Source organism: Klebsiella sp. 141203, from assembly GCF_032601985.1.
Lineage (GTDB): Bacteria > Pseudomonadota > Gammaproteobacteria > Enterobacterales > Enterobacteriaceae > Klebsiella > Klebsiella aerogenes.
Map to the genome: position 1 here is coordinate 341,929 of NZ_JAQIRL010000002.1, position 21,655 is coordinate 363,583.

The following is a 21,655-nucleotide window of genomic DNA, read 5'->3' on the forward strand; positions in this document are numbered from 1 at the left end:
CGTCGGGGGGATGTCATCCCCCCGGCCGTCCTACATCGCATATTTGTCGTCATATAAAAAAACCAGGACACCTGTATATGCAACAACAACACAAACCGCATCTGCTGCGCGGGCTGAATGCCCGACACATTCGTTTTATTGCGCTCGGTTCCGCTATCGGCACCGGGCTATTCTACGGTTCGGCCTCCGCCATTAAGGCGGCGGGGCCGGCGGTACTGCTGGCCTATCTGATAGGCGGCGCGGCGGTCTTTATGGTCATGCGCGCGCTGGGTGAAATGGCGGTGCGCAATCCGGTTTCCGGCTCCTTCGGCAGCTACGCTCGCCAGTATCTCGGGCCGCTGGCCGGATTTATTACCGGCTGGACCTACACCTTTGAAATGGTGATCGTGGCGCTGGCCGACGTCACCGCGTTCGGTATCTATATGGGGTTGTGGTATCCCGATGTGCCGCGCTGGATCTGGATCCTTAGTATCATCTTCTTTATTGGCGCGATGAACCTGTGCAACGTACGGGTGTTCGGCGAGATGGAGTTCTGGCTGTCGCTGATTAAAGTGGTGGCGATTATCGCCATGATGGCGGCGGGCGCGGGGATCATCTTCTTTGGCTTTGGCCATAGTTTCCCGGCCACCGGGCTGGAAAATCTGTGGAGCCATGGCGGCTTTGCGCCAAATGGCTGGCAGGGGGTCATCGCCTCGCTTGGCATCGTGATGTTCGCTTTTGGCGGTGTGGAAATTATCGGCGTCACCGCGGCGGAAGCGCAGAACCCGAAGAAGGTTATCCCACAGGCCATCAACACCATTCCGCTGCGTATTATCCTGTTTTACGTCTGCACCCTGGCGGTGCTGATGGCGATATTCCCGTGGAATAGTTTTGGCGAGCAGGGCAGCCCGTTTGTGCTGATCTTCGATGGCCTCGGGATCCCGGCGGCGGCGACCGTGCTGAATATCATCGTGATTAGCGCCAGTATCTCGGCGATTAACAGCGATATTTTTGGCGCCGGACGCATGATGTACGGTATGTCGAAAGAGGGGCTGGCGCCGAAGTGCTTCCAGCGGATCGCCAGCAACGGCGTACCCTGGATGACGGTCGTGGTGATGGGCGTGGCGCTGCTGGTGGCGGTGGTGCTTAACTATCTGATGCCGGAACAGGTCTTTGTCCTGATTGCCTCGCTGGCGGCGTTCGCCACCGTCTGGGTGTGGTTGATGATCCTGCTCTCTCATTTCTCGATGCGCCGCGGTTTGTCGGCCGAAGAGCGCAGTAAGATTGAATTCCCGATCCCCTTCTGGCCGGTTGGCCCGCTGTTGACGCTACTGTTTATGGGGCTGGTGATCGCCGTGCTGGGAATGGTGGAAGAGACGCGCGTGGCGCTGTTAGCCGGGCTGGTCTGGCTGGGGCTGCTGACGGTGGTGTGGTACGCTCGCGTGCGTAAAACCGCGCTGCAGGTAGCCACTGAACAGTAAGGTTAATCTCCCCGGTGGCGCTGCGCTTACCGGGGCTACGTTTGGACCGTAGATACTGTTATCGGTTTGCAACGGTTTTGGTCGGGGAAAACATGTGCTTTGTGTTAATTCCGACACATTGCGCTCCCAATATTTCTTCTGCGTTATGTCCCTCATGGCGCAGGGAGCGCACAGGGGGCGGCCAGTCGCCGCCGCCCCCTGTACCCCCGGGCTCTGGCCGCCAAAATCGCCACTTCGTGGTACCTTCGACTTATCCCTGCAGGCTTCGGGTCGGGCCGAGGCAGCGTCCTTGCAAAACACGGCCCTCAGCCCGCATCCATGCGGGCTGCCCCGGCCTTCCGGGAACGTCTCAGCGATTTTGAGGCCGCCAACAACGGCAGTTTCAGCAAGCATGGTGAATAAATTAAAGGCAGGCCGCACGGACCGTAGGTCGGGTAAGCGCAGCGCCACCCGACAATATACCGGTGCCGCGAGTAGCCCGGATAAGGCGCAAGCCGCTATCCGGGGGGATAATTAACTGAACAGGGCGGTGATGGAAGCGCTGGCGAGCGAATGGAAATGGACATTAAAGCCGACCATCGCGCCGCTCGCCTCGGCATCGACATCAATCTTATCGATATCCAGCGCGTGCACGGTAAAAATGTAGCGGTGGGTTTCACCCTTCGGCGGCGCGGCGCCGCCGTAGCCTGCCTTACCAAAATCGGTGCGGGTCTGAATGGCCTCTTCCGGTAGCTCCGCCTGACCGGAACCGGCCCCCTGCGGCAAAACCCGAGTATCGGCAGGCAGGTTGGCTACCACCCAGTGCCACCAGCCGGAGCCGGTCGGCGCATCCGGGTCGTAGCAGGTAACGACAAAGCTTTTAGTTCCCGCAGGGACGTCGTCCCACATCAGATGCGGCGAAAGATTATCGCCATCGTACCCCATACCGTTGAATACGTGACGATTAGGCAGCTTGCCGCCGTCTTGCAGATCGTGACTGGTCAGTTTCATGCTTCATCCTCGTTGATAATACGCTGATTAACAAAGAAGTGTAGCCTTCCCGACGGCGCAATTCCGCTGTTTATTCGCTAAAAAATGTTTCTTCCCGTACCGCCGCGTTGACCGCACGGGTCAGGCGAGTCAGCTGTTGTGGGCTGATGACATACGGCGGCATCAGGTAAATCAGCCGGCCAAACGGGCGGATCCACACCCCTTGTTCAACGAAAAAGCGCTGCAGAGCGGCCATGTTGACCGGATGCCGGGTTTCAACCACGCCAATCGCGCCCAGTACGCGCACGTCGGCGACCCATTCTGACTCTCGTGCCGGAGCCAGCTCGGCCTTCAGCTGGGCTTCAATCGCCGCCACCTGCTGTTGCCATTCGCCGCTCTCCAGCAGGCGCAGGCTTTCGCTTGCCACCGCACAGGCCAGCGGATTGCCCATAAAGGTGGGGCCGTGCATAAAGCAACCGGCTTCACCATCGCTGATGGTTTTAGCTACCGTTCGGGTGGTTATAGCGGCGGAAAGGGTCATGGTACCGCCGGTCAGCGCTTTACCCAGACACAAAATATCGGCGGAAATGCCAGCGTGTTCACAGGCGAACAGTTTGCCGGTACGGCCAAAGCCGGTGGCAATCTCATCGGCGATCAGCAAAATCCCTTCCCGGTCGCACATTTTACGCACTCGCTTCAACCACTCCGGGTGGTACATGCGCATCCCGCCGGCGCCCTGGACTACCGGTTCGAGGATCACCGCGGCGATTTCGTGGCGATGCGCGGCCATCAGGCGGGCAAACGGCACCATATCCATCTCATCCCACTCGCCATCGAAGCGGCTTTGCGGCGCGGGGGCAAACAGATTATCCGGCAGGTAGCCCTGCCACAGGCTGTGCATCGAGTTCTGCGGATCGCAGACCGACATCGCGCCGAAGGTGTCACCGTGATAGCCGTTGCGGAAGGTCAGGAAACGACGGCGCGGTTGGCCTTTAGCCTGCCAGTACTGCAGCGCCATTTTCATCGCCACTTCTACCGCCACCGAACCGGAATCGGCGAGGAAAACGCACTCCAGCGATTCCGGCGTCATCGCCACCAGTTGGCGACATAGCGCCACCGCCGACGGATGGGTGATCCCGCCGAACATCACGTGCGACATCTGGTCGATCTGCGCTTTCATCGCCGCATTCAGGCGCGGGTGATTGTAGCCGTGGATCGCCGCCCACCAGGAGGACATGCCATCAATCAGCTGTTCGCCGCCGGCGAGGGACAGCTCGCAACCGTGGGCGGAAACCACCGGGTAGACCGGCAGGGGGGAAGTCATAGAGGTGTAGGGGTGCCAGATGTGGCGCCGATCGAAAGCGAGATCGTCCAGTGTCATAAGCGACTTGTAAACCATTTTGAAAACATTTAGGTTTACGAGTATAAACCGAACCGCAAATTAACAAAACCTTTTGGAGAGGCCAATGGCTCACCACGCACGCTGGACAATGTCGCAAGTTACTGAGTTATTTAATAAACCACTCATCGATCTGCTCTTTGAAGCGCAGCAAATCCACCGCCAGCATTTTGACCCGCGTCAGGTGCAGGTCAGTACGTTGCTGTCGATTAAAACCGGCGCTTGTCCGGAAGACTGTAAATATTGCCCGCAAAGCGCACGCTACAAAACCGGTCTTGAATCCGAGCGCCTGATGGAAGTCGAGCAGGTGCTGGAATCAGCGCGTCAGGCGAAAAACGCCGGCTCGACCCGCTTCTGCATGGGCGCGGCGTGGAAGAATCCCAATGACCGCGATATGCCGTATCTGGAGCAGATGGTCAAAGGCGTGAAGGCGCTTGGGCTAGAGTCGTGCATGACGCTCGGTACCCTTACCGATAGTCAGGCGCAGCGCCTGGCCGGCGCGGGGCTTGATTACTACAACCATAACCTCGACACCTCACCGGAATTTTACGGCAACATCATCACCACCCGTACCTATCAGGAACGTCTGGATACGCTGGATAAGGTACGCGATGCCGGGATTAAAGTGTGCTCCGGCGGCATTGTCGGGTTGGGGGAAACCGTGAAAGATCGCGCCGGGCTGCTGCTGCAGTTGGCTAATCTGCCAACGCCGCCGGAAAGCGTGCCAATCAATATGCTGGTGAAGGTTAAGGGTACGCCGCTGGCGGATAACGACGATGTCGACGCCTTCGATTTCATCCGCACGATCGCCATTGCGCGCATCATGATGCCAACCTCCTACGTGCGTCTGTCCGCCGGGCGCGAGCAGATGAACGAGCAGACCCAGGCGATGTGCTTTATGGCCGGGGCTAACTCGATTTTCTATGGCTGCAAGCTGCTGACGACGCCTAACCCGGAAGAAGATAAAGACCTGCAGCTGTTCCGCAAGCTGGGGATCAATCCGCAGCAGACGGCGGTACTGGAAGGTGATAATGAGCAGCAGCAGCGCCTGGAGCAGGCCTTACTCACCCCCGACACTGAGGAATACTACAACGCGGCGGCGCTATGAGCTGGCAGCAACGAATCGATCGGGCGCTGGACGAACGGCGGGCGGCGGATGCTTTCCGCCGCCGCCTGCCGGTAAGCCACGGCGCCGGACGCTGGCTGGAGCGAGAAGGGGAGCGCTGGCTCAACTTCTCCAGTAATGACTACCTGGGCCTGAGCCAGCATGATGCGATTATCGCCGCCTGGCAGCAGGGGGCGGAACGTTATGGCGTCGGTTCTGGCGGATCGGGTCACGTTAGCGGCTATAGTCAGGCACATCGCGAGCTGGAAGAAGAACTTGCCGACTGGCTGGGCTACCCGCGCGCGTTGCTGTTTATCTCCGGCTTTGCCGCGAATCAGGCGTTGATTGCTGCGCTTGCGGAAAAAGACGATCGGATTGTGGCCGATCGCCTGAGCCATGCCTCCCTGCTGGAGGCGGCAAGCCTCAGCCCGGCGCAGCTGCGCCGCTTTATTCACAATGACCCGCAACAGCTTGCTCAATTGCTGGCGAAACCGCTGGACGGCCAGCAGTTAGTCGTTACCGAAGGGATTTTCAGCATGGACGGCGACAGCGCGCCGCTCGCTGATATTCAGGCGGCAGCCCGCAGCGCCGGAGCATTATTTCTGGTTGATGATGCGCATGGAATCGGGGCGATTGGCGATGAAGGACGAGGAAGCTGTCATACGCAGGCGGTTCGTCCGGAGCTGCTGGTGGTCACCTTCGGCAAGGCGTTTGGGGTGAGCGGCGCGGCGGTACTGTGCAGTGAATCGATGGCCGATTATCTGCTGCAGTTTGCCCGTCATCTCATCTACAGCACCGCGATGCCGCCGGCGCAGGCGGTAGCGTTAAGCGCGGCGTTGCGGATCATTCGTAGCGATGAGGGCCAGCAGCGGCGGGAAATCTTGAGCGCCCGCATCCGTCAGTTCCGCGCAGGAATGGGCGATGTTTCGCTGGGCCTGACCGATTCCCGGAGCGCGATTCAGCCGTTGATCGTCGGCGATAACGCGCGAGCGCTGGCTCTGGCATCCAGCCTACGCGAGGCCGGCTGTTGGGCTACCGCCATTCGTCCGCCGACGGTTCCTGTCGGCGGCGCGCGTCTGCGCCTCACTTTGACCGCCGCTCATCAGGCTGAAGACATTGCGCGTTTACTGGAGGTGCTGCATGGCTACGGTGAATAAGCAGGCGGTGGCCGCGGCGTTTGGTCGGGCGGCCAGCGGCTATACGCAACATGATGAGCTGCAGCGCCGCAGCGCCGAATTGCTACTGCGCCAGTTGGCGAAAGGTGATTTCCCCCAGGTGCTGGACGCCGGTTGCGGCCCTGGCAGCATGAGCCGTTACTGGCGCGAAGCAGGAAGCGAAGTTACCGCGCTGGATCTTTCCGCCGGGATGTTGGCGCAGGCGCAACGCAACGTCGCCGCGCAGCATTATCTGCAGGGCGATATCGAAGCGCTGCCGCTGCCGGATGCCTGCTTCGATCTGGCATGGAGCAACCTGGCGGTGCAGTGGTGTGACGATTTGAGCGCGGCAATCGGCGAACTGTGCCGGGTGGTGCGGCCCGGCGGACGGGTGGCGTTCACCACGCTGCTCGCCGGATCGCTACCGGAACTCAATCAAGCGTGGCGGGCAGTCGACGACCATCCCCATGCCAACCGTTTTCTTAGCGAACGGGCGGTAAGGGCGACGCTGAGCGGCCTGCGCGCCGAAGGCGTCGTGCATCAGATTAGCTTACCGTTCGCCGACGCGCTAAGCGCCATGCGCTCGCTAAAGGGCATTGGCGCAACCCACTTACATCAGGGCCGGACGTCTGCGCCGCTTAGCCGCGGCAAGCTGCGCGAACTGCAGCTTGCCTGGCCGCAACAGCAGGGCCAGTGCCCGCTGACGTATCATCTTTTTACAGGAGTCATTGAACGTGACTAAACGTTTCTTCGTCACCGGAACCGATACTGAAGTCGGTAAAACCGTCGCCAGCAGCGCGCTGCTGCAGGCGGCGAATCAGCTGGGATTTAACACCGCAGGCTATAAGCCGGTGGCTTCCGGTAGCGACATGACCGCAAATGGGTTACGCAATGAAGATGCGCTGGCCCTGCAGCGCAATAGCCGGGTGGCGCTGCGCTATGAACAGGTTAACCCTTATACCTTTGCCGAGCCGACCTCGCCGCATATTATTAGCGCCGATGAAGGGCGACCAATCGCCGCGACGACGCTTTCCAACGGCTTGCGCGAACTTGAGCGCCTGGCAGACTGGGTGCTGGTGGAAGGGGCGGGCGGCTGGTTTACGCCGCTCTCGGAAACCCTGACCTTCGCCGACTGGGCGCAGCAGGAGCAATTGCCGGTGATTTTAGTGGTTGGCGTCAAACTCGGCTGTATCAATCACGCGATGCTCACCGCCCAGGCGGTACGCGAAGCCGGGCTGCCGCTCGTGGGCTGGATCGCCAACGATATCCAGCCGCCGGGTAAACGCCATCGCGAATATCTGCAAACCTTAACGCGGGTATTGCCAGCGCCGCTGCTGGGGGAAATTCCCTGGCTTGCCGACGCATCGCAGCGTAAGGAACTCGCGCAGTACCTGGATCTGAGCCCACTGCAATAACCCCCATAAGCCTGCGAGACGGCTCTATTTTTTGTTGACAGGACGATGAAATGTGGTCCAGGAAACGCAAAAAATCCAGCCGTCTTTAGCTGATAAATATCAAAAAAAATTCGATAATTTTTTTTAGCCGCGGGCTTTGGTCCGATGAGACTTTTCTGCCGGGTGGCAGACCTCGCGGCCTGCAGACAGTTATCCACTATTCCTGTGGATAACCTTGTGTATTAGAGTTAGAAAACTTGCGGTAAGCTAGAGAGTACGCGGCCTGCGAGCAAATTGGCGCGAAACCCGTCTTTTGGTAAATTATGTTTTATTTCAGCAAGTTAAATAAAAGCAATGGCTGTCAGAAAAGTGTCACCGGCTGCCATAAAAGATTCATTACCTTGCTTGACAAATGTTAAATGATAAATGTTTCTGGGGATAACCACACAGGCTGGTGGATTATTCCGCAAAGCGCGCATTTTACGCCCGCCCTCAGAGTACAACGCGTCCGTTTACCGCCATACAATAATGCGATACTGTTTTTATATCCAGTGTTATTTATTGGCAAAAGTCAAACTGAAGGGTAGAATTAAACACCTGCTGGCCAATCCCATCTTCAGGTCCTGAAATATGAGCAAACCGTTCAAGCTGCACTCCGCATTCCGTCCTTCCGGCGATCAGCCCGAAGCCATCCGCCGCCTGGAAGAGGGGCTGGAAGATGGCCTTGCGCATCAGACCCTGCTTGGGGTAACCGGTTCGGGGAAAACCTTCACCATCGCCAACGTTATCGCTGATTTACAGCGCCCGACGATGGTGCTGGCGCCGAACAAAACCCTGGCGGCGCAGCTGTATGGCGAGATGAAAGAGTTCTTTCCCGAGAATGCGGTGGAGTATTTTGTCTCCTACTACGATTATTACCAGCCTGAAGCCTACGTTCCGAGCTCGGATACCTTTATCGAAAAAGACGCCTCGGTGAACGAACACATTGAGCAGATGCGTCTGTCGGCCACCAAAGCGCTGCTTGAACGGCGCGACGTGGTGGTGGTGGCTTCGGTTTCCGCCATCTACGGTCTTGGCGATCCGGATCTGTATCTGAAGATGATGCTGCATCTGACCACCGGCATGCTGATCGACCAGCGGGCGATCCTGCGTCGGCTGGCGGAACTGCAATACACCCGCAACGATCAGGCCTTCCAGCGCGGCACTTTCCGCGTGCGCGGCGAGGTTATCGATGTCTTCCCGGCGGAATCCGATGATATTGCGCTGCGTATTGAACTGTTTGACGAAGAGGTCGAACGGCTATCGCTGTTTGATCCGCTGACCGGCCACGTGGAATCGTCCATTCCACGCTATACCATCTATCCGAAGACCCACTATGTTACGCCGCGTGAGCGTATCGTTCAGGCGATGGAAGAGATCAAAGACGAGCTGGCTGACCGCCGCAAGGTACTGCTGGCGAACAACAAACTGCTTGAAGAGCAGCGGCTGAGCCAGCGCACTCAGTTCGATCTCGAAATGATGAACGAGCTGGGATACTGCTCGGGAATTGAGAACTACTCGCGCTTTCTCTCCGGCCGCGGGCCGGGCGAGCCGCCGCCGACGCTGTTCGACTACCTGCCGGCGGATGGTCTGCTGGTTATCGATGAATCGCACGTGACTATCCCGCAAATCGGCGGTATGTACCGCGGCGACCGGGCGCGTAAAGAGACGCTGGTGGAATATGGCTTCCGCCTGCCGTCTGCGCTGGATAACCGGCCGATGAAGTTCGAAGAGTTTGAAGCGCTGGCGCCGCAGACTATCTACGTTTCGGCGACGCCGGGCGCCTATGAGCTGGAAAAATCCGGCGATGAGGTGGTAGATCAGGTCGTCCGCCCAACCGGGCTGCTGGATCCGGTTATCGAGGTGCGGCCGGTGGCGACGCAGGTCGACGATCTGTTATCTGAAATCCGTACCCGTGCGGCGATTAATGAGCGCGTACTGGTGACGACGCTGACCAAACGCATGGCGGAAGATTTAACCGAATATCTGGAAGAGCACGGCGAGCGGGTGCGCTATCTGCACTCAGATATCGATACCGTCGAGCGCATGGAAATTATTCGCGATTTGCGTCTTGGCGAGTTCGACGTGCTGGTGGGTATCAACCTGCTGCGTGAAGGGCTGGATATGCCGGAAGTATCGCTGGTGGCGATACTTGATGCCGATAAAGAGGGTTTCCTGCGTTCCGAGCGATCGCTTATCCAGACCATCGGCCGCGCGGCGCGTAACGTGAACGGCAAGGCGATCCTTTACGGTGATAAAATTACGCCATCGATGGCGAAGGCGATCGGTGAAACCGAACGCCGCCGCGAGAAGCAGCAGCGTTATAACGAAGAGCACGGTATTGTGCCGCAGGGGCTGAATAAGAAAGTGGTCGATATTCTGGCGCTGGGTCAGAACATCGCGAAGACCAAAACCAAAGGCCGCGGCAAAGCCCGTTCTCCGGTGGAAGCCGATAGCGTCGAACTGACGCCGAAAGCGCTGCAGCAGAAGATCCACGAGCTGGAAGGGCAAATGATGCAGCACGCGCAGAACCTTGAGTTTGAGGAAGCGGCACAGATTCGCGATCAATTGCATCAGCTACGCGAACTGTTTATTGCGGCATCGTGAGGGCGATACGAGGAACGGTTAAACAATGACGGCAATGCGTAATTTGCAATTGCCGTCACGCTATTATCTTAGGATCTTAATGTTGGCTTAATTTTCTTCAGCCAAACTATCCTCAGTTTAATGAGGATAGCGCCATGCAAAAACTGACCAACCGTGAATATCTGGCCATTGCGACCGCCTTTGTGATTGTGGTCGCCTTCTTACATCAATGGGTATTAACCTTCTGACGCGAACTGCGTGGGAACAGCACCCAGGCGCGGACGCCCGGTCCGGGTTGACGGTTATGTAAAAAGAATTGCGCATCGTGCAGTTGAGCGATGCGGGTGACAATGCTTAAACCGAGGCCTATTCCACCATAGCGGCTATCCATACGGACAAACGCTTTACTCAGTTCGCCGCTCTTGGCCTCATCAATGCCCGGCCCTTCATCTTCAACTGCCAGAATCGGCGTATTTCCCGGTTTTACCGAAATCTTAATCTTCGACCCCACGGGGCTATAGCGGTGCGCATTCTCCACCAGATTGCGTAAAATCACCCGCGCTAACGTCGCATCCCCGGAAATGAGATCCTCGCCGGCGCCGCTTTCTATCTCCAGCGTCTGCTGGCGCGCTTCGAGCATTGTTTTCAGCTCATCCTGCAGAGGCTCCACCACATCTTCGTGCAAATGCACCTGCTGGTAACTCCCGGCGGAAAACGACTGCCCGACGCGCGCCAGTTGTAGCAGCTGCGAAATGCTGTTGGTCATCTGATCGAGGCGTTGAATTAACGGATCAACGCTGACGCCGTGAACCTTCGCCAGCAGTTCCAGATGCAGGCGCAGCCCGGCAAGAGGGGTACGCAGTTCGTGGGCGACGTCGGCGGTAAACAGACGCTCGCGATCGAGCGTCAGGGTCAGCCGCGACACCAGTTGGTTAATCGCCATGGTTACTGCGGTTACTTCCGGCACCGACTCCTGCAGAATAATGGGTTGCAGATTATCCGGCGTCCGGCTTTCCAGCTCGCTCTGCAGATTTGATAGCGGACGGGTGATTTTCTTCACCGCCACCAGGCTGATATACAGCGCCAGACCGATGATCAGCAGGCTTGGCACCAGCAGGCTGGCGACCGCCTCGCGTACCTCATGCTCGACGTGCCTTTGATTGTTATGACCCTCAATGGCGCTGGCAACCAGCAGCTGGATTTGCTCTTTGCTTTCATGCCATAGCCAAAATACGCTGATCAGCTGGCAGACCACCAGAATCGCGCCGATGGTCAGCAGCAGGCGGTGGCGCATGGTCCAGGTTTCGGTCGCAAACAGTGCCATAGCGTTATTCTGACTCCGTATTATTCACCAGCATGTAACCAAAGCCGCGGACGGTGCGGATCCGCGCTTTACCAATCTTGTCGCGCAGATTATGGATATGCACTTCGAGGGTATTGGTGGCCGGTTCGTTATCCCAGCTGTAGATATCATTGTAGAGAATTTCGCGATGCACCGGGCTGCCGGCCTTCATCATCAGGCGCGAGAGCAGGGCATACTCTTTTGGCGTCAGCTCCAGCGATTCGCCGGCCAGCCACACCTGACGGCGGGTAACATTAAGGCGCAGGTTGCCGACGGTCAGCTCATTATCGCCCTGATTATTATGGCGACGCAGCAGCGCGCGAATACGGGCGTTGAGCTCTTCAAGCGCGAAAGGTTTCACCAGGTAATCGTCAGCGCCGGTATCCAGCCCGCTGATGCGGTCGCCCACGGTATCGCGAGCGGTGAGGATGAGCACCGGCTGGGTGAATTTCTCCCGGCGCATACGCGCCAGGAAATGCAGACCGTCTTCATCCGGCAGGCCCAGGTCGAGCACCACCAGACTGTAATGGTTGCTGGCTAACGACAGCGCGGCTTCGTGCGCGGTGGCGACGCCATCACAGACGTAGCCTTCGCTTTGCATGGCCAGGATTAACCCTTGTAACAGGAGCGCATCGTCTTCAATGACTAAGATTTTCATCTGCCGGTCTCTCTACATGGCGTTAAAAGGTCGTCTTTTGCCTGATACTCGCGGGTGTCTACCCCGAGCAGGCCAAGCAGGGTAGAGAACAGATTATCTTGAGAATAATCGTTCGTCTTAGCCTGTTGTTGCAAACACTGGCTGGATACGCCATAGCGTTGCTGATAATCCGGTGACAGCCACAGCAGCATCGGCACGTGTTTTTGCGTGTCCGGCGCTATGGAGTACGGCAGACCATGTAAATACACGCCGTCTTCACCCAGCGATTCGCCGTGGTCAGACAAATACACCAGACTGGTGGTAAATTTATCCTGTTTTGATTGCAGCAATTTTATCGCTTTATCAACTACATAGTCGACATACAAAATGGTGTTGTCGTAGGTATTGGTCAACTGTTGTTGCGTACAACTTTGGATTTCATTGGTATCGCAGGTCGGAGTGAATTTTTTGAATTCAGCCGGATAGCGGTTGTAGTAGGTTGGGCCATGGCTACCAATGGTGTGCAGAACGATAATGCCATCCTGCTGTAAATTATCGATATAGCTATCCAGATTATGGAACAGCACGTCATCGTAGCACTCGCCATCAATGCACTGGCCGCTGAGGTTCAGGTTGGTGACGTTTTGGTGCGGCACGCGGTCGCAGGCGCCTTTACAGCCGCCATCGTTGTCGTTCCACAGCACCTGCACACCGGCGCGTTGCAGAATATCCAGAACGCCTTCCTGATGGTGCGCCAGTTCTTCATCGTAATGCGCGCGCGGCATATTGGAGAACATGCAGGGGACGGAAACCGCGGTTGCGGTGCCGCAGGAGGTGGTTTTCGGGAAGTACACCACATCGTCCTGCTTCAGGCGCGGGTTAGTCTCGCGATCGTAGCCGCCCAGCGAGAAATTCTCGGCGCGTGAGGTTTCTCCAAGCACCACGATGGTCAGATTTTTACGCGCGCCGTTATGCATCACCGCTTTCTGTTTGGCATCTTCGCCAATCTTCACCAGCGGCAGGTTATCCATCCGATTATGCGCATACCATGAGTTCAGCGCCACAATGCTGTTGGATGGACTCAATGATTTCACCAGCTCTTTATTGTTACGGAATACCGACGCGTAATCTTTGTAGAACAGCGCCGCCACCAGCACAATGAGCAGCGCTGAAACGGCGATATTGAGCAGGCGCATCGCCGCGCCGCGCCAGAAAGAGGCCGGTTTGCGAATTTTAATCCACCAGGCGACCAGAACCATCAATATCCCGGAGAGACCCAGCACGATGACCATTTTCGTCGACAGCAGGGCAAAACTTTCCGCAGGCGTCGTATCGAAGATATTAGCGATCATCGAACGGTCAATCACCACGCCGAAGGTCCAGATAAAGTACTGCGCCGAGGCGCTCAGCAGAATAAACAGGCTGATGACCACCCGGTCGAGTTTTAAGAACGAGGCGAGGGTGGTGATGATGTTCATCACGCAAATTGCCACGATCGGCATGCTGAGGAAAACCAGCCAGTTATGGAGATTGTTTACCGGCAGTAGCGGGAAAACCTGGCGATAAAAGGCCAGGTTAAGAAAGATACCGATATAGCAAGCAAAGAGAATCAAATAAGCCGTGCGGCCGAGTACCGGCCGACGTAAAGAAATAAACGACATAACGAATACCCGTAGTAGGAGATGCTCGTTATGTTGACAGCGTTATTTTAAGACAACCTTAAGATTTTAATCTGAGGCGTCATCTTGTTTAAAAGGGGGCCGGTTGAGGATTAACCTAATGCCTGAATAGCGTGTTCCAGCGCCTGGCGCAGCAGCACGCGGTCATGACGATAGGTGACATCGCTGGCGTCCAGCGCGGTCTGAATCACCAGTCGTTCTTCCATACCCTTAACATCGGCTTTCGGCCCGACGATGGCGGCATCAATCACTTTTTTGCCGACGTAATGTTCCAGAATAGTCATTCTGTCCGCCAGCGTCAGATTGGCGGCTGGGCTATGTTCCTTGCCCAGGTTATCGATAAACACCATGGGCGCCGGGGTCCGCCGCAGCGCCTGGGCCATTTCGTCGAGCAGTAAAATCGGCAGCAGGCTGGTGTAGAAGCTCCCTGGCCCAATCAGGATCAGATCGGCCTCGGCGATGGCCTCAACCGCTTCGCGAGTCGCCGGTACCGGTGGGCTGAGCATCAGTTCTTGCGGGACGTGATCCAACTGATCGATATTCACTTCACCATACACTTCATGGCCTTCATGATCGAGCGCCACCAGATCGACCGGTTGTTCCGACATCGGAATCAGGAAAGCATCTACTTTAAGCAGATTTCTGATCAAATTGATGGCCTCTAAAGGCCGTACACTCAGGTGATCCAGCGCCTTTAACATCAAATTTCCGAGGTTATGTCCGGAAAGCTCGCCATTACCGCCAAAACGATATTCAAACATCGCAGAAGCGACGCTGGGTTCGGCGATTAATTGATTAATGCAGTTGCGCATATCACCCCAGGCGATCCCACCTTCCGAGCGGCGAATTCGCCCCGTTGATCCGCCGTTATCGGTGGTGGTCACGATGCCTGTCAGGCGTGAGCCGAGCGACGAGAGCGACGACATCACCCGCCCCAGACCATGGCCTCCGCCAAGGGCGACGACGCGGTCCAGATCGGCGAAAGTGCGATTGCGCATACGAATTCCTTCTGTTCAATGTTCGGGTTTAGCGTATCCGATCTACCCCTAAAAGATAATGCCCGGTTTCCGTCAAACTGACCGATATCAATGTTAAAGTGTGATTTTTGGCTATTCTGTACTGAAAATGCAAGATATTAGCGATATATAGATGATTATATAGCGAAAATGAAAATGGCGAAACCATCGTGAAAGCGCTACTATCGGCATAACCCACTAACACTCTAGCCTTAGTACCTGTGTCGCAAGATATGGTGCTCTGGCCGCGGCAGCCGCGCTGTCGCCAGGGCGTGGAAAGAAATGACCACGCCTCCCGTACTTGGAAAGGTGTATATGGCCTCACAGCTTACTGATGCATTTGCGCGTAAGTTTTATTACTTGCGCCTGTCGATTACCGACGTGTGTAACTTTCGTTGCACCTACTGTCTGCCGGACGGCTACAAGCCCGGCGCCGTGACCAACAAGGGCTTTCTTAGCGTAGACGAAGTGCGCCGCGTGACGCGCGCTTTTTCCGCCCTTGGCACGGAAAAAGTCCGCCTCACCGGCGGCGAACCCTCTTTACGTCGCGACTTTACCGAGATTATTGCCGCCGTGCGTGAAAACAGCGCGATTCGTCAGATTGCGGTGACCACCAACGGTTATCGTCTGGCGCGCGATGTCGAACGCTGGCGCGATGCCGGGCTGACGGCGATTAACGTCAGCGTCGATAGCCTCGACGCTCGCCAGTTCCATGCCATTACCGGTCAGGATAAATTCCAGCAGGTGATGGACGGTATTGACGCCGCCTTTGCCGCCGGTTTTGAAAAGGTTAAGGTCAACACCGTGCTGATGCGTGATGTCAACCATCACCAGCTCGACACCTTCCTCGCGTGGATCAAACCACGTCGTATTCAGCTGCGTTTTATTGAGTTAATGGAAACCGGCGAGGGCAGCGACCTGTTCCGCCGTCACCACATTTCCGGCATGGTGCTGCGCGATGAACTGCTGCGTCGCGGCTGGATCCACCAGATCCGTCAGCGAAGCGATGGCCCGGCCCAGGTCTTTTGCCATCCGGATTACGCCGGCGAAATCGGCTTGATCATGCCGTATGAAAAAGACTTCTGCGCCACCTGTAACCGTCTTCGCGTCTCATCCGTTGGCAAACTGCACCTGTGTCTGTTTGGCGAAGGCGGCGTAGATCTGCGCGACCTGATGGCCGAGGATGAGCAGCAGGCCGAGCTGGAAGCGCGGATAGCCGAAGCCTTAACCCATAAAAAGCAGACCCATTTCCTGCACCAGGGCAACACCGGTATTACGCAGAACCTGTCGTATATTGGCGGATAATCGTTTTCGAAAGGAGCATTCAGATGAGCCAGGCTAGCGCTGAGTTTATCCCGACCCGTATTGCTATTCTTACCGTTTCCAACCGTCGCGGCGAAGAGGACGATACCTCCGGCCTCTGGCTGCGCGATGCGCTGCACGAAGCGGGACATACCCTCGTCGATAAGGCGATTGTGAAAGAGAACCGCTACGCGATTCGCGCCCAGGTCTCGGCGTGGATTGCCAGCGATGAGGTGCAGGTGGTGCTGATCACCGGTGGCACCGGTTTTACCGACGGCGATCAGGCGCCGGAGGCGCTGTTGCCGCTTTTTGATCGCGAGGTCGAAGGTTTTGGCGAAGTGTTCCGTATGCTTTCGTTTGAAGAGATTGGTACCTCGACGCTGCAGTCCCGCGCCGTTGCCGGCGTTGCCAACCGCACGTTGATTTTCGCCATGCCGGGTTCGACCAAGGCCTGCGCCACCGCGTGGGAAAATATTATCGCGCCGCAGCTGGATGCGCGTACTCGCCCGTGCAACTTCATTCCTCATCTAAAGAAATAGTTTATGTCACAACTGACCCACATTAACGCCGCGGGCGAAGCCCACATGGTTGACGTCTCCGGCAAAGCGGAAACGGTGCGTGAGGCGCGCGCTGAGGCTTACGTCGAAATGCAGGCCGCAACGCTTGCGATGATTATCGACGGCAGCCACCATAAAGGCGATGTATTCGCCACCGCGCGTATCGCCGGTATTCAGGCTGCGAAACGTACCTGGGAGCTGATCCCGCTATGTCATCCGCTGATGCTCAGCAAAGTAGAAGTGAACCTGCAGGCGCAGCCGGAGCATAACCGCGTGCGCATTGAGTCACTCTGCCGCCTGACCGGTAAAACTGGCGTAGAAATGGAAGCGCTGACCGCGGCCTCGGTTGCCGCGCTGACTATCTACGATATGTGTAAAGCGGTACAAAAAGATATGGTGATTGGTCCGGTACGTCTGCTGGCGAAAAGCGGCGGCAAGTCCGGCGATTTTAAGGTGGAGGAAGCCCATGATTAACGTCCTGTTTTTTGCCCAGGTGCGCGAACTGGTTGGCACCGATACCCTGACACTCGACGCCAGCGAATTGCCGACCGTTGAAGCCGTGCGTCAGCAGCTTGCCGCGCGCGGGGACCGCTGGGCGCTGGCGCTGGAAGAAGGAAAATTGCTGGCGGCAGTCAACCAGACGCTGACCTCGTTTGACCATCCGGTCGCGAGCGGCGACGAAGTGGCGTTTTTCCCGCCGGTCACCGGGGGCTAAGATGACGCAAACTCGTATCGTGGTTAGCCCGGCGCGCTTTTGCGTCGGCGATGAGTATCCGTGGCTGGCCGAGCGCGATGAAGACGGCGCGGTGGTCACCTTCACCGGCAAAGTGCGTAATCATAATCTCGGCGACAGCGTGAAAGCGCTGACGCTGGAGCACTATCCTGGCATGACCGAGAAATCGCTGGCGGAAATCGTCGAACAGGCGCGGGAGCGTTGGCCGCTTGGCCGGGTGACGGTTATCCATCGCATTGGCGAAATGTGGCCGGGCGAAGAGATTGTTTTTGTTGGCGTGACCAGCGCCCACCGCGGCAGCGCCTTCGCCGCCGGCGAGTTCATCATGGATTACCTGAAAACCCGCGCGCCGTTCTGGAAACGCGAGGCGACGCCGGATGGCGAACGCTGGGTCGATGCCCGCGACAGCGATCACCAGGCGGCAGAGCGCTGGTAGTGTGATACGCTTATTGAGAGAAACTTGTTAATCAGGAGATAGTCATGGACAGATTCCCTCGTTCCGATTCCATTGTTCAGAGCCGCAGCGGCCTGCAGACCTATATGGCGCAGGTTTACGGCTGGATGACGGTCGGGTTGTTGTTAACCGCGTTTATCGCGTGGTTTGCGGCGAATACCCCGGCGGTCATGATGTTCGTCTTTTCAAGCAAAATCACTTTCTTCGGGCTGATCATCGCCCAACTGGCGCTGGTGTTTGTGCTCTCGGGGATGGTGCAGCGCTTAAGCGCGGGTATGGCAACGACGCTATTTATGCTTTATTCGGCGCTGACCGGGCTAACGTTAGCGAGCATTTTTATCGTTTATACCTATTCGTCTATCGCCAGCACTTTTGTGGTCACCGGCGGGATGTTCGGCGCGATGAGCCTGTATGGTTACACCACCAAGCGCGATCTGAGCGGCTTCGGCAGCATGCTGTTTATGGGGCTGATTGGTATCGTGCTGGCGTCGTTGGTTAACCTGTGGCTGAAGAGCGAAGCGCTGATGTGGGCGGTAACCTACATTGGGGTGCTGGTGTTCGTCGGCCTGACCGCCTACGACACCCAGAAGCTGAAAAACATCGGCGAGCAGATTGATACCCGCGATAGCGCCACGCTGCGTAAATACTCGATTCTCGGCGCTTTAACGCTGTATCTGGACTTTATCAACCTGTTCCTGATGCTGCTGCGTATCTTTGGCAACCGCCGTTAATCTTATCCCGGATAGCGGCGCGATGCGCCTTATCCGGGCTACCAATCCAGGCAATCCGCAAAAATGTCGCCCGGTAAGCGCAACCGGGCCGTTTCATCCGCGGGCCAGCTTGCGTTCGTTCTTCTGCCGCAGCTTTTTCGCCCGACTCTCCAGTACCAGGTAGGCGACGGTCGCCAGCAGCAACGGCAGAAAATAGTACAGCGCGCGCCACGCCAGCAGAGCGGCAATTATCGCCCCCTTCGAAATCGACTCGCCGGAGAGCATGGCGATAAACACCGCCTCCAGCACGCCAATTCCGGCGGGAATATGAACGATCACGCCGGCGATACTGCTCACCAGCAACACGCCCAGCACCAGAAAATAGTTAATCTCGCTGCCCAGGAGCAGCCAGATAATCGCCCCCATCACCATCCAGTTCGCCGCGGAAATCCCTATCTGTAGTAGAGCGAAACGAAAAGAGGGCAGCACCAGCCGCTGCCCCTTAATCGTCATATGGCGGCGTTTAGCGAAGGCGCAAGCGAAAAGATAGAGCAGGGTAAAAAGCAGCAGAACGCCGCCAATAATACGTAACGTAGTTTGACTGATGTACCAGTGCGGCGGCAGCGTCACCAGATTCGCGGTGAATATGACGCCGCCCAGCAGAATATAGCCCAGCCAGTTGGTGGTAATGCTAAGCGAGAAAATACGGGTAATGGTGCTGCCGTTCAGCCCTAGCCGCGAGTATAGCCGATAGCGCATTCCGATCCCGCCAACCCAGGTGCTCAGCGTCAGGTTAAAGGCGTAGCAGATAAACGATACCAGCATCACCTGTTTTTTTGCCAGCTTATGGCCGCACCAGGCGCGCCCGAGCAGATCGTAGCAGCCATAAATCAGGTAGCTGACGATAACCAACCCAACGGCGCTAAATAGCGCCAGACGATCGTAGCCGCGGATAACCCTCCATACATCCTGCCAGTCGACCTTTTGCGCGTAAATCACCAGCAATACGATGACGGCGATAAAAAAGAGCACGGTCAGCACTCTTTTCGCCATCCGCCAGCGGGGATGCGATTTGCTCATAGCGGATTGTCTCTGGTTTGCGTTTCTACCCGATCCTGGGTTTCAATTTCCGGCTGCACCGGCGGGCTGACCCTGGCCAACTGCGGGGTGTGCGCCGGCAGCCAACCGACCCAGGCGGGGAAGTGGCGCAGAAAGTGGAACGCCAGTACGCTGACGCCGAGCCGCCACCAGTTGCGTTTTGGCAGCATGGATTTATCTATTTGCTGGCAGTCCCTGGCGATAAGGCCGTTGAGGTTATCGCGCAGGGTCTGGTTGAACTCGCGGTCGTGGATAATCAGATTGGCCTCCAGATTCAGCGACAGACTCAGCGGGTCGAGGTTACTGGAACCGACGGTGGCCCAGTGGTCGTCCGCCAGCGCTACCTTGCCATGCAGCGGACGTCGGCGGTATTCATACACCTGAACGCCGCCTTTAATCAGGTAGTGGTACAGCAGATGGGCGCCAAACTTAACAATCGGAATATCCGGCTCGCCCTGGACAATCAGCTTGACCCGTACGCCGCGCCGGGCGGCATTGCGCATGGCGTGCAGCAGACGGTAGCCGGGAAAGAAATAGGCGTTGGCGATGATGACCTCGCGGCGGGCGCTGGTCAGCATCTTCAGATAGTGACGTTCAATATCGTCGCGGTGTTCGTGATTATCACGCCAGATAAACAGCGCCTGCGCTTCGCCAGGGGTTTGGTTAATTTCCGGCTGATGGCGACGGCGACGCCACCAGCGGCGGGCCTCCTCGCTGGTGGGCAGGTTCTCCAGCTCGAATTGGAGAATATCGAGCACCACCGGCCCCTCAACCTGCACGGCATAATCCTGTTTCGCCTCCGGACCGTAATCGCTCATGTGCTCGGCAGAGTAGTTGATGCCGCCGACAAACGCCGTTGTGTCGTCAATCACCACGATTTTTCGATGCATGCGGCGGAATAAATTGGTACGCATACCCATTAGCCGCGGGCGCGGATCGTAGTAGCGGAAGACCACGCCAGCGGCGGTGAGTTCGCCGACAAACTCATCGCTGAGATCCGGCGAGCCGTAGCCGTCGAGCAGCACTTCCACCTGAATACCGCGGCGGGCGGCTTTCAGTAGCACCGCATGCAGTCGCCAGCCCACCTCGTCTTCAAACCAGATAAAGGATTCAAGGATCACCTTGCGCTGCGCGCGGCCAATGGCGGCGAATAACGCCGGATAATACTGGTCGCCATTCTCCAGTAGGGTAATACGATTGCCTTCCTGCCAGCGACATTTCACAGATGTATCTCCACGCTCAGGGGCGCATGATCGGACAGATGCCGCCAGTGTTTAAGCGCCAGCGCTTTCGGATGGCTGGCATGAGCATTCTTAACGTAAATACGATCGAGTCGTAGCAGCGGGAAAGCGACCGGAAAGGTGCGTAGCGGCCGCCCGCGGGCGCGGGTAAAAATCTCCTCAAGCCCTGCCTGCGCTTTTAATGGCTGATTAGCCTGCTGGCGCCAGTCGTTGAAGTCGCCAGCTACTACCACCGGATCGTCTGCCGGTAGCGTGTTGACCCATTCCGCCAGCATCGTTAGCTGTGCCTGCCGCTGGTGCGTGCGAAGACCGAGATGCACGCAGATGACGTGGATCGTCACGCCGCTGTGCGGAGGTACGATGCGACAGTAAAGCAGGCCTCGTTTTTCGCCATTGCCGACCGAAATATCGCGATTTTCATAATATTCAATGGGAAAGCGCGACAGTACGGCATTGCCGTGATGACCCTCGGGGTAGACCGCGTTGCGCCCGTAGGCGTAATCGCTCCACATGGTGTCGGCAAGAAACTCGTAATGGGTGGTATCAGGCCAGTTTTCGATATGCAAAGGGTGCACTTCGTGCGCGCCCATCACTTCCTGTAGGCAAACTATGTCGGCGCTGACGCTGCGAACGGCCTCGCGCAGTTCGGGCAAAATAAAACGCCGATTAAACGCCGTAAAGCCTTTATGAGTGTTAATTGTCAGCACGTTCACCGAAATTCGCGACGTTGGCTCAGCCATAATTCTCCAGTTAATGTCACTTTCCTGAATAAAATAGTGT

The 21,655-nt window shown here is 57.1% G+C and carries 21 protein-coding genes and 1 riboswitch; of the genes, 12 read left to right on the forward strand and 9 right to left on the reverse strand.

Going from position 1 to position 21,655, the window contains the following annotated elements:
* Positions 1 to 77 precede the first annotated feature (77 nt).
* Positions 78 to 1,460, forward strand: coding sequence for an amino acid permease (locus PGR29_RS09345; RefSeq protein ID WP_316424434.1), 1,383 nt, complete (start codon positions 78 to 80; stop codon positions 1,458 to 1,460).
* Positions 1,461 to 1,973: 513 nt separating this feature from the next.
* Here PGR29_RS09345 and PGR29_RS09350 read toward each other — a convergent pair.
* On the reverse strand, positions 1,974 to 2,450 hold the full coding sequence (locus PGR29_RS09350; protein WP_015704792.1) for a kinase inhibitor: 477 nt from the start codon (positions 2,448 to 2,450) through the stop codon (positions 1,974 to 1,976).
* A gap of 70 nt (positions 2,451 to 2,520) precedes the next feature.
* Entirely contained in the window at positions 2,521 to 3,810 is a 1,290-nt protein-coding gene (gene bioA / locus PGR29_RS09355; protein WP_316424435.1) for an adenosylmethionine--8-amino-7-oxononanoate transaminase, read from the reverse strand.
* Positions 3,811 to 3,895: 85 nt separating this feature from the next.
* Between bioA and bioB the strand changes: the two genes are divergently transcribed.
* From bioB to uvrB, 5 genes are all read left to right on the forward strand, one after another.
* Positions 3,896 to 4,936 (forward strand): biotin synthase BioB, encoded by a 1,041-nt coding sequence (gene bioB, locus PGR29_RS09360; RefSeq protein ID WP_008805734.1) that lies wholly within the window; start codon positions 3,896 to 3,898, stop codon positions 4,934 to 4,936.
* Positions 4,933 to 6,090: an 8-amino-7-oxononanoate synthase gene (gene bioF / locus PGR29_RS09365; protein WP_087860043.1), complete on the forward strand. Its 1,158-nt coding sequence runs from the start codon at positions 4,933 to 4,935 to the stop codon at positions 6,088 to 6,090. The genes bioB and bioF overlap by 4 nt, the downstream gene beginning before the upstream one ends.
* A complete protein-coding gene (bioC, locus tag PGR29_RS09370) occupies positions 6,074 to 6,829 on the forward strand; it encodes a malonyl-ACP O-methyltransferase BioC (protein WP_316424436.1) in 756 nt (251 codons plus the stop codon). Before bioF ends, bioC begins: the two co-directional genes overlap by 17 nt.
* Positions 6,822 to 7,502 (forward strand): dethiobiotin synthase, encoded by a 681-nt coding sequence (bioD, locus tag PGR29_RS09375; protein ID WP_113373895.1) that lies wholly within the window; start codon positions 6,822 to 6,824, stop codon positions 7,500 to 7,502. Before bioC ends, bioD begins: the two co-directional genes overlap by 8 nt.
* A 609-nt stretch (positions 7,503 to 8,111) precedes the next feature.
* Complete coding sequence (gene uvrB, locus PGR29_RS09380; protein ID WP_087860040.1) at positions 8,112 to 10,127, forward strand: excinuclease ABC subunit UvrB; 2,016 nt, start codon at positions 8,112 to 8,114, stop codon at positions 10,125 to 10,127.
* Positions 10,128 to 10,332: 205 nt separating this feature from the next.
* Here the strand turns inward: uvrB and pmrB are convergent, their stop codons facing one another.
* The 4 genes from pmrB to yvcK all read right to left on the reverse strand — a co-directional run bounded on the left by pmrB (position 10,333) and on the right by yvcK (position 14,762).
* Positions 10,333 to 11,430, reverse strand: a complete 1,098-nt coding sequence (pmrB, locus tag PGR29_RS09385) for a two-component system sensor histidine kinase PmrB (RefSeq protein WP_113373896.1) — start codon at positions 11,428 to 11,430, stop codon at positions 10,333 to 10,335.
* A gap of 4 nt (positions 11,431 to 11,434) precedes the next feature.
* Complete coding sequence (gene pmrA / locus PGR29_RS09390; protein ID WP_032705592.1) at positions 11,435 to 12,106, reverse strand: two-component system response regulator PmrA; 672 nt, start codon at positions 12,104 to 12,106, stop codon at positions 11,435 to 11,437.
* Positions 12,103 to 13,746 (reverse strand): phosphoethanolamine transferase EptA, encoded by a 1,644-nt coding sequence (eptA, locus tag PGR29_RS09395; RefSeq protein WP_213317777.1) that lies wholly within the window; start codon positions 13,744 to 13,746, stop codon positions 12,103 to 12,105. The genes pmrA and eptA overlap by 4 nt, the downstream gene beginning before the upstream one ends.
* 110 nt (positions 13,747 to 13,856) lie before the next feature.
* On the reverse strand, positions 13,857 to 14,762 hold the full coding sequence (gene yvcK, locus PGR29_RS09400; protein WP_087860037.1) for a uridine diphosphate-N-acetylglucosamine-binding protein YvcK: 906 nt from the start codon (positions 14,760 to 14,762) through the stop codon (positions 13,857 to 13,859).
* A 208-nt stretch (positions 14,763 to 14,970) separates the two neighbouring features.
* Positions 14,971 to 15,108: riboswitch (molybdenum cofactor riboswitch) on the forward strand.
* On the opposite strand from yvcK, the gene moaA reads away from it, so the two are divergent.
* The 6 genes from moaA (at position 15,096) to PGR29_RS09430 (ending at position 18,557) form a co-directional block, all read left to right on the forward strand.
* Entirely contained in the window at positions 15,096 to 16,085 is a 990-nt protein-coding gene (moaA, locus tag PGR29_RS09405) for a GTP 3',8-cyclase MoaA (protein WP_059304916.1), read from the forward strand. Its footprint overlaps the riboswitch before it by 13 nt.
* Before the next feature lie 23 nt (positions 16,086 to 16,108).
* On the forward strand, positions 16,109 to 16,621 hold the full coding sequence (gene moaB / locus PGR29_RS09410) for a molybdenum cofactor biosynthesis protein B (protein WP_316424437.1): 513 nt from the start codon (positions 16,109 to 16,111) through the stop codon (positions 16,619 to 16,621).
* Positions 16,622 to 16,624: 3 nt separating this feature from the next.
* Complete coding sequence (gene moaC, locus PGR29_RS09415; RefSeq protein WP_015367605.1) at positions 16,625 to 17,113, forward strand: cyclic pyranopterin monophosphate synthase MoaC; 489 nt, start codon at positions 16,625 to 16,627, stop codon at positions 17,111 to 17,113.
* Positions 17,106 to 17,354: a molybdopterin synthase sulfur carrier subunit gene (moaD, locus tag PGR29_RS09420; protein WP_015367604.1), complete on the forward strand. Its 249-nt coding sequence runs from the start codon at positions 17,106 to 17,108 to the stop codon at positions 17,352 to 17,354. The genes moaC and moaD overlap by 8 nt, the downstream gene beginning before the upstream one ends.
* 1 nt (position 17,355) lies before the next feature.
* Positions 17,356 to 17,808 carry a molybdopterin synthase catalytic subunit MoaE gene (moaE, locus tag PGR29_RS09425; protein WP_015367603.1) on the forward strand — a complete coding sequence of 151 codons (453 nt, stop codon included), beginning with the start codon at positions 17,356 to 17,358 and terminating at the stop codon, positions 17,806 to 17,808.
* Positions 17,809 to 17,852: 44 nt separating this feature from the next.
* Positions 17,853 to 18,557: a Bax inhibitor-1/YccA family protein gene (locus PGR29_RS09430; RefSeq protein ID WP_015367602.1), complete on the forward strand. Its 705-nt coding sequence runs from the start codon at positions 17,853 to 17,855 to the stop codon at positions 18,555 to 18,557.
* 93 nt (positions 18,558 to 18,650) lie between these two features.
* Here the strand turns inward: PGR29_RS09430 and PGR29_RS09435 are convergent, their stop codons facing one another.
* From PGR29_RS09435 to PGR29_RS09445, 3 genes are read right to left on the reverse strand one after another with little or no spacing between them, the layout of a single operon-like run.
* On the reverse strand, positions 18,651 to 19,616 hold the full coding sequence (locus PGR29_RS09435) for a lysylphosphatidylglycerol synthase domain-containing protein (protein ID WP_213317774.1): 966 nt from the start codon (positions 19,614 to 19,616) through the stop codon (positions 18,651 to 18,653).
* Positions 19,613 to 20,857 (reverse strand): cardiolipin synthase ClsB, encoded by a 1,245-nt coding sequence (gene clsB, locus PGR29_RS09440; RefSeq protein ID WP_113373900.1) that lies wholly within the window; start codon positions 20,855 to 20,857, stop codon positions 19,613 to 19,615. The genes PGR29_RS09435 and clsB overlap by 4 nt, the downstream gene beginning before the upstream one ends.
* Positions 20,854 to 21,615, reverse strand: a complete 762-nt coding sequence (locus PGR29_RS09445) for an endonuclease/exonuclease/phosphatase family protein (protein ID WP_087860032.1) — start codon at positions 21,613 to 21,615, stop codon at positions 20,854 to 20,856. Before PGR29_RS09445 ends, clsB begins: the two co-directional genes overlap by 4 nt.
* Between the last annotated feature and the right edge of the window lie 40 nt (positions 21,616 to 21,655).